11 protein-coding genes are annotated in these 13726 nt (G+C 43.0%); 7 read left to right on the top strand and 4 right to left on the bottom strand.

The window, feature by feature from the left end; translation table 11 throughout:
• Window positions 1–69 precede the first annotated feature (69 nt).
• The 3 genes from AC3FZD_RS08460 (at window position 70) to AC3FZD_RS08450 (ending at window position 3636) form a co-directional block, all read left to right on the top strand.
• Window positions 70–660 (top strand): Uma2 family endonuclease, encoded by a 591-nt coding sequence (locus tag AC3FZD_RS08460; protein ID WP_488739711.1) that lies wholly within the window; start codon window positions 70–72, stop codon window positions 658–660.
• Between the two features lie 15 nt (window positions 661–675).
• Entirely contained in the window at window positions 676–2181 is a 1506-nt protein-coding gene (locus AC3FZD_RS08455; protein ID WP_488739710.1) for a WD40 domain-containing protein, read from the top strand.
• A 93-nt stretch (window positions 2182–2274) separates the two neighbouring features.
• Window positions 2275–3636 (top strand): LCP family protein, encoded by a 1362-nt coding sequence (locus tag AC3FZD_RS08450; RefSeq protein WP_488739709.1) that lies wholly within the window; start codon window positions 2275–2277, stop codon window positions 3634–3636.
• A gap of 83 nt (window positions 3637–3719) precedes the next feature.
• Here AC3FZD_RS08450 and AC3FZD_RS08445 read toward each other — a convergent pair whose 3' ends face one another.
• Entirely contained in the window at window positions 3720–7367 is a 3648-nt protein-coding gene (locus tag AC3FZD_RS08445; protein ID WP_488739708.1) for a PAS domain S-box protein, read from the bottom strand.
• Between the two features lie 151 nt (window positions 7368–7518).
• The gene (locus tag AC3FZD_RS08440; RefSeq protein ID WP_488739707.1) at window positions 7519–8061 is read right to left on the bottom strand and encodes a hypothetical protein; all 543 of its coding nucleotides are present in this window, start codon (window positions 8059–8061) and stop codon (window positions 7519–7521) included.
• A 46-nt stretch (window positions 8062–8107) separates the two neighbouring features.
• Between AC3FZD_RS08440 and AC3FZD_RS08435 the strand changes: the two genes are divergently transcribed.
• On the top strand, window positions 8108–9292 hold the full coding sequence (locus AC3FZD_RS08435) for an NAD(P)H-quinone oxidoreductase subunit H (protein ID WP_488739706.1): 1185 nt from the start codon (window positions 8108–8110) through the stop codon (window positions 9290–9292).
• A gap of 85 nt (window positions 9293–9377) precedes the next feature.
• On the opposite strand, the gene AC3FZD_RS08430 is transcribed toward AC3FZD_RS08435, so the two are convergent.
• Window positions 9378–10310: a DUF1822 family protein gene (locus AC3FZD_RS08430; protein ID WP_488739705.1), complete on the bottom strand. Its 933-nt coding sequence runs from the start codon at window positions 10308–10310 to the stop codon at window positions 9378–9380.
• Window positions 10311–10344: 34 nt separating this feature from the next.
• Window positions 10345–11010 (bottom strand): sigma-70 family RNA polymerase sigma factor, encoded by a 666-nt coding sequence (locus AC3FZD_RS08425; protein WP_488739704.1) that lies wholly within the window; start codon window positions 11008–11010, stop codon window positions 10345–10347.
• A 217-nt stretch (window positions 11011–11227) separates the two neighbouring features.
• Here AC3FZD_RS08425 and AC3FZD_RS08420 point away from each other — a divergent pair, with 217 nt between their 5' ends.
• The 3 genes from AC3FZD_RS08420 to AC3FZD_RS08410 all read left to right on the top strand — a co-directional run bounded on the left by AC3FZD_RS08420 (window position 11228) and on the right by AC3FZD_RS08410 (window position 13623).
• Window positions 11228–11806, top strand: a complete 579-nt coding sequence (locus AC3FZD_RS08420) for a TerD family protein (RefSeq protein WP_488739703.1) — start codon at window positions 11228–11230, stop codon at window positions 11804–11806.
• Window positions 11807–11821: 15 nt separating this feature from the next.
• Complete coding sequence (locus AC3FZD_RS08415; protein ID WP_488739702.1) at window positions 11822–12418, top strand: TerD family protein; 597 nt, start codon at window positions 11822–11824, stop codon at window positions 12416–12418.
• Window positions 12419–12699: 281 nt separating this feature from the next.
• Window positions 12700–13623, top strand: a complete 924-nt coding sequence (locus AC3FZD_RS08410) for a hypothetical protein (RefSeq protein ID WP_488739701.1) — start codon at window positions 12700–12702, stop codon at window positions 13621–13623.
• Window positions 13624–13726: the final 103 nt, after the last annotated feature.

Below are 13726 nucleotides of genomic sequence, written 5' to 3'. Positions count from 1 at the left end.
GCAATCCATAGTTTTTACATCTATTATATCATAGTGCAGTAGTATCGTAATATCAGAGGTTTTAACCCTATGGTGATGCAAGTAGAAAAAACTAAAACCTATACTCCCGAAGAGTATCTAGAGCAAGAAGTGAATAGTGATGAACGACATGAATATATTGGTGGGGAGATTGTTCTGAGAATGGGGGGAACACCAAATCATAATTTAATCGCAGGTAATTTATCAGCCACTCTCCATTTTTGTCTCAAACGTCAGCCTTATGATGTCTTTGTCACCGATCAGCGCTTGTGGATTCCCAAAAAACAGATCTATACTTACCCTGATGTGATGGTTGTTCAGGGAGAATTGCAATTACAAGAAGGACGGAAAGATACCCTCACCAATCCTATTTTTATTGCTGAAGTTTTATCCAAGTCTACCCAGGGATACGATCGCGGCCAAAAATTCCAAGCCTATCGCACCATTCCCAGCTTACAAGAATATCTGTTAATCGATCAATATGCGATGCAAGTGGAGCGTTATCACCGCACTGAATCCAATCAATGGGTGTTATCAGAATACAATCAGCCAGAATCGGTCATCCAGTTTAATCGCATTCCTGGTAAAATTTCCTTAGTCGATTTGTATGATAAGATTGATTTTCAAAGGGATTCAGAATAGAAGGATCTGGACAAGATGATTACGATAGAAGAGGCCTGGCAACTTTTCGGTCTCAAGCGGGGTGCAGACCTGAAGAGCATTAAGCAAGCTTATCGCCAACTCGCGAAACAGTGGCATCCGGATCAGTTTGTGGGAGATGAGACGGCCATCAAACAAGCGGAGGCAAAAATTAAGGAAATTAATCAGGCTTACGACTTAATTAAACAGAAACTATCGGAATCTTCCTCTGGAAAAGCACAATTGAGGACTGAAAAAACGAATCCTGATTTTTATTATCAGCGAGGGGTAATCAATGCCGAATTGGAGGATTATCAGGAGGCAATTGAAGATTTTAGCCATGCGATTAAACTGGATGAGAGTTATCTGAAAGCTTATCAATATCGAGCATTTCTTTATGACAAACTAGGGTATACTTATAGAGCAGAAGCGGATTTTCTTAAAGTCAGGCAGATCAAGCTACAACAAACAACTGCTTCAGCGAGTTGTGCTGCTCAACCCTCTACCACAGAAGAGTCGGTTAAAGAACCGGAAACGCCTTCTTCAGGGATTTCTCCTGCTGAATCTCCAGAAGAGGAAGAACCAATTTCAGAATCGGAAACTCCGCCAACTGAGGATATTATTCCCTCTTCAAATTGGCAGTGTATTCATATCCTTGCAGACCATAAAGATGTTGTGAGTTCTTGTGCGATGAGTGCCCAAGGTTTAGTGATTAGTGGCAGTTATGACCGCACTATTAAGCTCTGGAATTTGAAGACGGGAGATCTTTTAAGAACCATTGAAGCGCATAGCGATCGCATCAATGCTGTTACCCTATCTGCCGATGGTCAATCCTTCGCGAGTGCTTGCAAAAATGGAACCATCAAAGTGTGGAAACTGGGCAAAGGCAAGGTAAAAGAAATTCTCAGACTCAATGCCCATAACGCTGCTGTTACTTGTATTCAGTTTAGCCTTAATGGTCAGCTATTAATCACAGGATCTGAGGATAAAACGGTGAAAACTTGGAACCTTGAAACCGGGCAACTCATCAAAACTTTGATTGGATATTCGGCCCATTTAACGGATTTGGCATTGCCTGCGGATGGTGATTATTTTGCCAGCAGTGCTTTAGAACCTTGGGTGCGAATTCGACAGATAGCAGATGGAAAATTAGTGCGATCGGTGAAAAGTCTATCAGCAATTTCATCCCTGGCGTTTAGTCCCGATGGGTTAAGTTTAGCCGCAGCAGGATATAATCGCCAGATCGATTTCTGGCAAGTTCCTAATTATACGAAACTTTGGTCAGCTAATCATGGTTCTCCCATTTCATCCCTGGCCCTTAGTCCTCATCAACCCTTAATTGCGAGTGCGGGTGAGGATAAAGCGATTAAATTATGGCATACTCAAACAGGGGAACTGTTAGAGACGATTAAAGAACATGATGGAGCAGTTACTAGCCTGCAATTTTTAGCCCATCCTAAACTGCATGTTCTCTTGAGTGGTAGTGAAGATGGAACGCTCAAAGTTTGGAAAAGTGACATTTGATCCATAACTTGCATCTAGATTCACTTTTGAGAGAATTTATAACAATATTCTGCTTCGGTGTAGCTCTGTGTCACAATAGCCTTTGATCGTTGAGTGTATAGGTTCACGGACTTGTCTGGACTGATTGATTATTCTTCTCGTAAAGGTTCATGGGATGATGGCTCTAGGGTAATCCAAGCCAATCAGGTCTTATTCTGGTGCTATGTGATTATTATCACCACATTGATTTCCGCTACCTTGGGGGCGATCGCCGCTTTGTTAGTCCCCAAACAACTGATGACGATGGTGCAGGAGCAACCGCAAGAGCAAGCATCTCTGGTGAATTTGGGGTCTCCTTTTCAATATCGTCTCACGCGATCGATGAATCTCTTAATCATGGGAGTCGATGGCGGATCGAGTCCTGGTTTTAGCGGTCGTAGTGATACCCTATTACTCTTGCGGATTGACCCCAAAACCCAAACCCTTAACCTGCTCTCCATTCCCAGGGACACCCAAGTACAAGTCCCCAAACTGGGAACGCGCAAAATTAATGAAGTCAACTTTTTAGGGGGCCCAGAAGTTACAATTAATGCCATTCAAGACCTGCTGAAGGGAATGAAAATCGATCGCTATATTCGCATTCAAAGAGGAGCATTAACCGAATTAGTCGATCTCCTGGGCGGACTAGAGGTTTATGTCCCCAAACCCATGTCCTACATCGATTATACCCAAGGCTTAACCATTGAATTGCTTCCCGGATGGCAAACCCTCAACGGTCAACAAGCCGAAGATTTTGTCCGCTTTCGGGGGGATGCTCTCGGTGATATTGGCAGGGTGCAGCGTCAACAATTACTCCTCAAAGCCATCGAGCAACGGATCAAAAATCCCATAGTCATTCCCCGACTTCCGCAAGTGCTGAGAACGATGGAACCCTATATCGATACTAACTTGAGTCCAGAAGAAAGAATGGCCCTCATGCAGTTTACCCTGCAAATGGACAAAGAGGCCCTAAAAATGGTCATGCTCCCCGGTTCTTCGCAGTTTTCCCCCTTCGAGAATACCAGTTATTGGATTATGGATGATGATGGCCGTGATCGCATCCTCCGAGAATATTTTAATCAGTTTTGGCTCGGAAATGTTTGGGATAGCCCCGATTATAGCGTCTCCACCGGTCGAGACCCCAAAACCCTCAAAATTGCCATTCAAAACGCCAGCACCCAACCCGAATTAGCCAATAAAGTCGCCGATTATTTAGAATCTAAAGGGTATTATGACCTCTATTTTATTCCTGACTGGCCCCATCCCTTAAGAGCGACTCAAGTCGTTGTTCAAAAAGGAGATCTCAAAGGAGGAAAAATCCTCTTACAAGAGTTAGGAATAGGTCACTTAGAAGCCACATCTACTGGGGACTTAAGATCCGATTTAACCTTAAGAGTTGGAGAAGATTGGTTATCCCAGTTTTCCCCCAATCCTTAGATGATTCTGCTCTAATCTACAAACTAGAAAAAGATACAAATTCTGCAAATATCAGTACCAATAAACCCGGTTTCTGAGTGCCATTAGATTTCCGATTCCTTGCCTCTTGCTACTATATGCAAAATCGAAATTTCAATCCTAAATGTTGTTTTTCCTGGAGCCGAGATACAAGAGAGAGAACCCCGATGTTTTTCCGTCACAATTTGATAGCTCACTGATAACCCCAAACCCGTACCTTTACCCACCGGTTTAGTCGTATAAAATGGGTCAAAAAGCCTTCTTTGCGTTTCCTCACTCATCCCCAGTCCATTATCCATAATCCGAATCACCACATTTTCCCCAACTTCCCTTGTTTCAATCCAAATCTTACTGCCAGGATGAGCCTCTGATTGCAGACTATACTCTTTTTCCTCCAAGGCATCAATCGCATTAGTCAAAATATTCATAAATACTTGATTTAATTGTCTCGCATAACATTCCACCAAAGGTAATTGACCATAATCTTTAATCACCTCAATTTCCGAGCGCCAACTGATCGCCCGTAGGCGAGGATTTAAAATACTCAAGGTGCTATCAATTCCTTCATGCAAATCTACAGCTTTCAATTCCGATTCATCCAAACGAGAAAAGGTTCGTAATGATTGCACAATGTCGCGAATACGATTAGTTCCGACTTGCATCGAATGAAAAATTTTCTGACAATCCTCTTGAATAAACTCTAAATCTATCGCCTCTATTTCTGCTTCAATCTCTGGATGAGGCTGGGGATAGTGACATTGATACAGCCGGATTAAATTCATTAAATCTCGGCTATAGGTTTGGGCATGAATAATATTACCATGAATAAAATTGACTGGATTATTAATTTCATGGGCAACTCCCGCCACCATCTGCCCTAATCCAGACATTTTTTCACTTTGAATTAACTGAGTTTGCGTCCATTTCAATTGTTCTAAAAGTCTTTCTAACTCTTGGGCACGGCTTTGACTTTGGGAAAGTAAATTAGCTTGCTGAAGGGCAATAGCCACTTGTGCTACCACTGCTTCAAGAAAATTGACCTCATGAGTTCGCCAAGGGCGTACCTGTTGAGTCTGGATACAGGCAATAATCGCAAACTGCTCCAATTCGGTCGCAATCGGTAGAACTAGCATAGAGCGATTACCTAAAGCCATTAATACCTCTTGAGTTGCCCGATCTTCAACCATAGAAATATCATCAAGTTTGATTATTTTTCGAGATAATAACAGCCTCGATAGGGGGCCAAAATTATCCACAGGATGTTTACCCACAAAACTGGGTAAACCTTCAATAGTAACTTCACAAACGATATTCCAATAGGCTCGATCGGCTTCTTCCAGATACCAAGCAAAATGAGTCCGATCTACTTCTAGAAACCGTTGAATTTCACATACAGTCGTGTGAATAATTTGATCGAGATCCAGAGATGTCCGAATTTGATTAGCAATTTGATTAAGTAATTCAGCTCGTTGAGCCTGTTTTTCAATTCGTTCAGCAGATTGAGTTAGGGCAATTTCCGCCATTTTACGGCGAGTATCATTGAGTACCGATCCCAAGAGTCCAATGGCCTCCCCGCGATCGTTGCGCCAAATTTCTCCAATTGACCGTAACCATTGAATTTTACCCTCTGGAAGAACAATACGGTGTTCAATACTAAATTCTTTCTCTTTCTGTAAAGTTTGTTCAATGACATGCAACACATGATCTCGATCCTCTGGGTGAATCAAGGCTACATAATCTTCAAACCGGCCCTGAAACGAGCCTGACGGTAATCCTAAAATCCCTTCAACTCCATCAGACCACATCACTTCATTGGTATAGCGATTCCAACTCCAACAGCCCATTTTTCCAGCTTCTAGAGTCATTTGTAATAAGTTTTCTTTCTGGCGCAGCGCTTTTTCTGCTTTCATTCTTTCTATTTCTGCTCCCGCTCGTGCGGCAAAAATCTCTAAAATTGAAGCCTGTAGATTCAAATCTTTTTCCATTGGCTTAGTATCAAAAGCCGCGATTAAACCCAGTAAATCACCTTGGGGGTTAATGATGGGAATACCAACATAGCCTTCAATGTTCAACATTTTCAGTTCAAGATCATCAGGAAATATAGATTGAACAGAATTAGGATAACGACATAAATTATTCCCAGATAGAATAGTAGAGCAGGGAGTTCCATGAAGAGAATATTCAAAATTTTCGCCAAACTTATCTCCAGTCCAAAAAGCAAGAGTACGAGCTATTTCATTCCTATCTACTTCAGCAATTAAGACAAAAGAAATGTCAAGGGCAATGGCGAGAGATTTAACACAAGACCGGAAAAATTCTGCTCCTGTTTGTGAAGCAGTCCCTTCAACAATAGAGCGCAGGGCACGTTCTTGACGCTTACGCTCGCTAATATCTCGAATAATCGCTAAAGCATGGGTCTTTTCTTGGTAAGGATAAGGAATACCTTTAACTTCTACCTCTATCACATTACCTTGGCGATCGACATTCATTCCCACACAAGTAAATGAGCGTCCGGCTTTAATTTCTGAAATAAATTCACCAAATAAAGGCATCGTTTCGGGATGGATAAAGTCAGCTATTGACAATTTCATGAATTCTTCATATTCATAACCATGCATCTGGTAAAAAGCGCGATTAATTTGCACCAGTTTTCCGGCCTCTAAATCGACGATCGCTAATCCATCCGTGACGGTTTCAAAAATTTGTCGGTATTGTACTTCTTGTTGACGCAAGCGCTCTTCAGCTTGTTTGCGATCGCTAATGTCAATAATCATCCCATCCCAGACTACTGCACCGTCTTCTTGTTGTTCTGGTCTCGAAATGGCTTGTACCCATTTCTTTTTTCCTTGAGTAGTAACGATCCGATGTTCGTGGTGAAATCCTGTCAGCAATCGTCGGGATTCTTCTATCGCTTGTTGTAAGGAGGGTAGATCTCTAGGATCGACATAATTAAAAACCTTGATAAAATCATCAGGTTCAAGTCCATAAAGATTGCGACTAGCGTCAGAAACATAAGGAAAAGAATAAGTCCCATCTACTTCTACCCGAAATTGACAAATTAATCCAGGGAGATTATCGGCTAACCGTTGTAATCGGGCTTGAGTGGCTTCTAATGTTTTGGTGCGATCCGTAACTTGTTGTTCTAGATCTTGATTGAGCTTTTGAAGTTTTTGCTCGGCTATGACGCGATCGGTAACATTAAGAAATGTCCCCAAAATACCCACCACTTCCCCGGTGTAATCATGTAAAGGTATTTTGTTGGTTTCCACCCAAGAATAGCTGCCATCTTGTTGTTGAATGGTTTCAATAATTCTGAATTCTGGGGTATCGGATTCCATGATCCGCCGATCGTCCGCTCGGTATTTTTCCGTTTCTTCTCGTTTCCAAGGTAAATCATAGTCAGTTTTACCAATAATTTCTGAAGAAGAGTTTAAACCGGCAAATTGGGCAAAATATTGATTACATCCCAGAAATACAGAATCGAGATCTTTCCAGAAGATGGGTTCGGGAATATGGTTAATGGCCAAATGTAAAAATTTTTCTGATTCAGAGCGATATCTTTGTAAGCGGTCTAAGTCCGCTTTAACCTTTTGCAGTTCCTCAATTGTATCTTGCCAGCATTGACTCACTCTGGCTAAGGCTGCTTGTAGGTCTTGGTTTTGAGACTCAAGGGCAGTTATCCGTTCTCGATCGTTGATAAACTCTGATGGCATAAGATTAACTCACAATTAAAGTTAACTCTAAACAAATTCATGAAATCACTCATTTTTATTTTTTCTCTTAACGACCCAGTTGGCTTAAGCCCAACGATCGCGAATTCACTCTTAAATTATACTTGTAAATTCTGATGAAATCGAGCAGTATTCAAATTAACCCTAGCTCTTGGGATAATTTGAATAAGAGATCTTCTGCTGAGTTATCCACGAGTTCTGCATCTAAAATATCAAATCCTTCATCCTCCGGTTCAGTAGTATTTTGGGCATCAGAGGGTGGCGTTCCTTGAGTTTGAACCGTTTGAAGGGTTTGGGATAACTGCTGGCAAAACTGACGCTCCCGATGTTGCGCTTGCAAGAGGGCCTGTTTTTGCTGGTCATTAATGGCGATGAGGCGATCGCATCGTTGAGTTAACTGGACAACTTGCGATCGCAACTTCTCAATCTCCTTCCTCTCATCTGGAGAACGCCTCAGTTGGGTAAACTCCTCCTCCAACTCACCCAAACGCTCCTCCATCTCAGACAAACGCTCCTCCACCACCTCCTCATCCTGCTGCTCAAAAAACTGGACTAAAATCTCATTGACCGCCCGACTATACTGGATATTGCCCTGACTTTGGCGATACTCATCCAATAACTGTTCATTCTCAGTCGTCAAATAAACCGTAATCTTCTTCTTTCGCGACTTCATCATAGAATTAAAAAGATGTAACCAAACCATACCTCTAATACCAAGGCCTATGACCAGGATTGAGACCAAAACCGACCCAATGGTTATCAACATGGGGCCGCATCATCCCTCCATGCACGGAGTTTTGCGGTTAATCGTCACCCTCGACGGAGAAGACGTAATTGACTGCGAACCAGTCATTGGTTATCTCCATCGGGGTATGGAAAAAATCGCCGAAAACCGCACGAACATTATGTTTGTTCCCTATGTTAGCCGTTGGGACTATGCAGCAGGGATGTTTAATGAAGCCATCACCGTTAACGCTCCCGAACAATTAGCCGGGATAGAAGTCCCCAAACGAGCCAGCTATATTCGGGTGATTATGCTCGAACTTAACCGCATTGCCAACCATCTGCTCTGGCTCGGCCCCTTCCTCGCTGATGTCGGCGCTCAAACGCCCTTTTTCTACATCTTTCGCGAGCGAGAACTGATTTATGACCTCTGGGAAGCAGCTACCGGACAACGGCTCATTAACAATAACTATTTTCGCATGGGTGGTGTAGCAGCCGACTTACCCTATGGTTGGGTTGATAAATGCACCGACTTCTGCGACTACTTTGATCCCAAAGTTGATGAATATGAAAAGCTGATTACCAATAACCCCATTTTCCGCCGTCGGATTGAAGGTATTGGCACGATTTCCCGCGAAGAAGCCATTAACTGGGGACTCTCTGGCCCCATGTTACGAGGTTCGGGCGTGAAGTGGGATTTACGCAAAGTAGACCACTATGAATGCTACGATGACTTCGATTGGGAAGTCCAATGGGAAACGGCTGGAGACTGCTATGCTCGCTATCTGGTGCGGATTCGGGAAATGCGAGAGTCGGTTAAGATTATTCGCCAAGCCTTGAAAGGATTACCTGGCGGCCCCTATGAGAACCTAGAGGCTAAACGGATGGCAGGGGGGCCAAAATCCGAGTGGAATGGCTTTGATTATCAATTTTTGGGTAAAAAATTAGCGCCAACCTTCAAACTTCCTTCTGGAGAACATTATGTTCGTCTAGAGTCTGGAAAAGGAGAACTGGGCGTATTTATTCAGGGATGTGATGATGTTTTCCCCTGGCGCTTTAAGATTCGGGCTGCTGATTTTAATAATCTGCAAATTCTGCCCCATTTATTGCGGGGTATGAAAGTGGCTGATATTATGGCGATTCTCGGTAGTATCGATGTCATTATGGGATCGGTCGATCGCTGATGAGATACATCTCAATCCCCCTTAGACAGGGGGACTTTTGCTGCCCCCCTTTTTTAAGGGGGGTTGGGGGGATCTTTGCTGTAAATTAAGTCTGAAATGTTTGTTTCCAAGTTTGGTGATTGTAATTGAGTTGAATTTCAAAAGTTTCTTGGGATTCGGCATTAAATTGGAGTTGTAATCCTCGATCTTGAGAACGGGATAGGGCGGTTAAGAGCGGATTTTGGCGATCGCCCAGTAAGATCAATTCTAATCCTGGGGGTAAGGTGGGTTGTTCTGGACTGGGATAGAGTTGGAGACGAATATCGATAGAGTCATCAGCTAGGGTTTGCAGCTCTACGACTAAAATTAGGCTAAGATTGGGTAAATCAATCGGTTTAGCTTGGCGAATCATTAAGGCGGATTGAGTGGATCGAAAGTTCAATCCGAGGATTAAATTGGGGTTTAAAAGTGCTTCTACAGCTTGCCATCCGGGGGTAATGACTCCAGTTAACCACTCTCCTAATTGAATGATGGGTGCTAAGGGATTCACTGGAGTGGACGCAGAGCGTAAATGAAATAAATGATCGAGTAAGGAGTCTAAGGGTTGTAATTGATCTAAATTCAGAGTTTCATCGCTTACTTGAGGGACAAAACCGAGGAGTTTGGCTTGGCGATCCTCTTCTCCTAATTCTACAATCACATAACCGATGCGATCGTGCCAAACCTCTAGGGGAATGGGGCAGACTGTTGCCCGTTGGCGCACAGCTCGGCACTCTAACTTACCCAGATTAACCACCTCTAAATCCGCTAAATCTCCAACATATCGCATCACCGGATTCCAGCTATCACTCCCTTCTCGATTCGTTTCTATGCCTAACATTTGTAAACAATCATCCACACCTAAAACGGCTAAAGTATTAAGATAAACTTGCGTCGCTTTTTCCCTTGTGGGTTGTTCCTGGGCAAATTGATGCGCCCATCGGCGATAGCGTTCTGGAATGGGAAGAATTAGGGGATATTCATCAACAATTGTAGTCATATTATTTATTACCTATTACCGATTGTGCGTAGCACTACCAATAGCCTTGAGATTGGGCAAATTCCCGCAAGCGGGGTAAACATTGACGGGAATAAAAACTGCTTAAGGTGTTTTTATCCACCTGGAATTCTTGGGCTAAGTCTTTCCACGGTGTTTCTGGGGGTAAACGACGTAAAATTAAGACTTGGCAATTGACATCGGGGCGATCGCGCATGTAAATACGTTTTAACTTTCCCCCCGGATCGTCTTGCACCCAGCGATGTATTTCTTCTAACACCGGAGGAACCGGAGAAGGAGCCGGTAAATGATCGATCGGATCGTACATTTCTCCCTCAGAAGTCCGATAGGCTTGCACCCTGGTTTTCTGTTGCACCCATCCTTCAATCCGATGATCCTGTAATCGACGCTTCAAATAAGCATTAATCCAAGCAATCGCTGTGCCTTTTTCCGCATCGTAAGCTTTACCGGTTGTCCCTTCACAAAGGTTACGACAGACATAAAACCAGGTTTGTTGGAGAGCATCCTCATAATGAGGAACCGCTTCTTTCCAGAGTTTGCCGGAATGTTGAATGCATTTCACCAGTTTGGCTAATCCTTTTTGCCGTTCTAAACTTAAGGGAGGCTGGGCACAGGTTTCCTGAATTAACTGTTGCAGTTTAGGGAACAAGGGAGCATTCACCCCAGATTGGTTTTGATCCATTACACACCATTAACGGTTGATACAGTTACACAAATGTTCCTAGTGTGCCATGAAGCCCTCTATTTATCTGTCATCTGTGTAAGCCAGTTCACGGCATTTTGTTACAAATCTTCATACTAAATGGGCTTAGACCCTGGTCAGGTCGTGAAAGCACTCGATACACTAGGATAAGATCAAAACGATTGACTGTACACTTTGACATTTGATTTAGATAGTAATGAGTAGCATTAGTCTGCAAAAAGGACAGCGGATTTCTTTAGATAAAGTTGCCCCCAACTTACAAGCGGTATTTGTCGGTTTAGGATGGGATGTAAAAGCCACTGACACCGGTCATGATTTTGACTTAGATGCTAGTGTTTTTCTGTTAGGAGAAAATGAAAAGCTCATTTCCGATAAGCATTTTATTTTCTATAACAATAAAGTTAGTCCAGACCCCAATAAATCGATTGAGCATATGGGAGATAACTTGACCGGAGAAGGGCAAGGGGATGATGAAGTCGTTATTATCAATTTGCAAAAAGTCCCCCCCGATATTCAGAAAATTGTGTTTACAGTAACCATTCATGAAGCTGAGAAACGTAAACAGAATTTTGGTCAGGTAGAAAATGCCTATGTCCGCTTGGTGGATGTGGCCACAAAAAATGAATTACTCCGCTATCCTTTAGCTGAAGATTATTCCATTGAAACAGCCCTAATTATGGCAGAACTCTATCGCCGGGAGGGTCAGTGGCGCATGAATGCCGTAGGTTCTGGGTATCAAGGAGGGTTACAAGCCCTGTTAGATCGGTATATATAACTGAGGATTAAAATCATGGGAATTAACCTAGAAAAAGGACAGCGCATTTCCCTAGAAAAAGTTGCTCCGGGTTTGAAAAATTTGCTCTGTGGATTGGGTTGGGATGTGACCCAATCTGACGGGCTATTAGGATTTTTGAAAATGGGGCCAAGTCTAGATTTAGATGCGTCTGTAATCTGCTTAGATGGTCAGGATAAGCTCAAAGGAATTACGGATCTAGTCTATTTTGGCAATTTGCGCCATTCTTCAGGAGCAGTCACCCATCTGGGAGATAATTTGACGGGAGAGGGACAAGGAGATGATGAACAAATTTTAGTCGCTTTAGATCAACTTCCTCCAGCGATTCAAAAGTTGGTGTTTGTGGTCAATATTTATGAGTGTTTATCTCGCAAGCAGGATTTTTCACAAGTTAAAAATGCTTTTGTGCGCTTAATTGACCGGTCGAATAATCAAGAAATTGCCCGTTATAATCTTTCTGGCTCCAATTATGCGGGAATGACGGGAATGATTATGGCAGAAGTCTATTTGCAAGATGGACAATGGCAAATGGCGGCCAAGGGAGAAGGATTTAGGGCGAAAAACTTACAGGAAATCACTGAGCTTTATCGGTAGTTTCGGGTAATTCTCTTGCCCTCATCCCCTAAACCCTTCTCCTAGGGCAATGAGGGAGAGGGCAAGATTGGGTTAATTCAAAAATCAATTAAAGATGTTATAACAGTTCTCACTGCTGACAATTCACTGCTATAACATAGGGTGCAACGGTTCAACATCACTTCGGGAGAGTTTTCAGTTGCATGATGAGTATATTATTATCTATTACATTGGGTGTAGTATTGATTGGGATTATTGTTTACGCTCTGATTGCGGAAGAGTCAAAAGGGGGTGAGTAAGCGGTGAGCAGGAGATTAAAGTTAGGAGCGATCGCCATTGGCTTAGGTTTATTTACCTTTTTGCTCGTCATTCTTTGTCCAACCACCGTTCATGGGTTCATAGTGGATAAACCGAAAATTGTTTTTCAATCGCTACGGGAAAACAATATGGCCATTTATGTCATGAATGACGATGGTTCCTATCCTAAACGCCTTACCCATATTTTACGGGATGATGGGTTGCCTGCTTGGTCACCCGATCGCCGTAAAATTGCCTTTGTCTCCAACCGAGATTTGAATCGGGAAATTTATGTGATGAATGCCGATGGAGGCGATCAAAAAAGGTTAACCGTCAATCCCGCTTGGGAATTTTACCCCACTTGGTCGCCCGATGGAAAACAGATTGCCTTTAGTTCAGATCGGGAAGGAAATCAGGATATTTTTGTCATGAATGCCGATGGAACCGGACAAACCAATATTAGTCATCATCCAGCCGTCGAGCGATCGCCAGATTGGTCTCCCGATGGCGAACAGATCCTCTTTACCTCGAACCGTGCTGATGGTAAAAGTTTCCAGATTTATGTTATGAATGCCGATGGCTCAAATCCGATTCAATTGAGCGATCGCCAAGGCATTCACCACTCCCCCGTCTGGTCTCCCGATGGCCGCCAAATCGCCTTTAGTTTTGAACCCTTTCAACTCAAACCCGGTTACTTTACCCGCGATGCCGATATTTATATCATGAATGCCGATGGAACCAACATCGTCAACTTAACCCGCAACCCCGGACGAGACCTCGAACCCACCTGGTCACCCGATGGCTTCAAACTCGCCTTTCGCTCCACTCGGAATGGCTCCGATTTTATTTTTACCATGAACCGCGATGGATCAAATATAAAACCGATCACAGAATTACCCCAAACCGGAGCAGCACCTGATTGGTACTAATGGATTTATAGCTTGGATAAACAAGAGTGCTAACCCTGATAAGAAAATTTACATTTTCATCCATTCTTTTGATTTATACTCAGAAACAAGAATTAATAACTTA

The organism is Roseofilum sp. KMC-1 (genome assembly GCF_057802075.1).
The sequence above is the reverse complement of the archived record's forward strand: the minus strand, read 5'-3'. Positions and strand labels throughout refer to the sequence as shown.

Coding starts and splice junctions, on each gene's coding strand:
- AC3FZD_RS08460 (WP_488739711.1), top strand. CDS start 70: ATGGTGATGCAAGTAGAAAAAACTAAAACCTATACTCCCGAAGAGTAT.
- AC3FZD_RS08455 (WP_488739710.1), top strand. CDS start 676: ATGATTACGATAGAAGAGGCCTGGCAACTTTTCGGTCTCAAGCGGGGT.
- AC3FZD_RS08445 (WP_488739708.1), bottom strand. CDS start 7,367: ATGCCATCAGAGTTTATCAACGATCGAGAACGGATAACTGCCCTTGAG.
- AC3FZD_RS08440 (WP_488739707.1), bottom strand. CDS start 8,061: ATGATGAAGTCGCGAAAGAAGAAGATTACGGTTTATTTGACGACTGAG.
- AC3FZD_RS08435 (WP_488739706.1), top strand. CDS start 8,108: ATGACCAGGATTGAGACCAAAACCGACCCAATGGTTATCAACATGGGG.
- AC3FZD_RS08430 (WP_488739705.1), bottom strand. CDS start 10,310: ATGACTACAATTGTTGATGAATATCCCCTAATTCTTCCCATTCCAGAA.
- AC3FZD_RS08425 (WP_488739704.1), bottom strand. CDS start 11,010: ATGGATCAAAACCAATCTGGGGTGAATGCTCCCTTGTTCCCTAAACTG.
- AC3FZD_RS08420 (WP_488739703.1), top strand. CDS start 11,228: ATGAGTAGCATTAGTCTGCAAAAAGGACAGCGGATTTCTTTAGATAAA.
- AC3FZD_RS08415 (WP_488739702.1), top strand. CDS start 11,822: ATGGGAATTAACCTAGAAAAAGGACAGCGCATTTCCCTAGAAAAAGTT.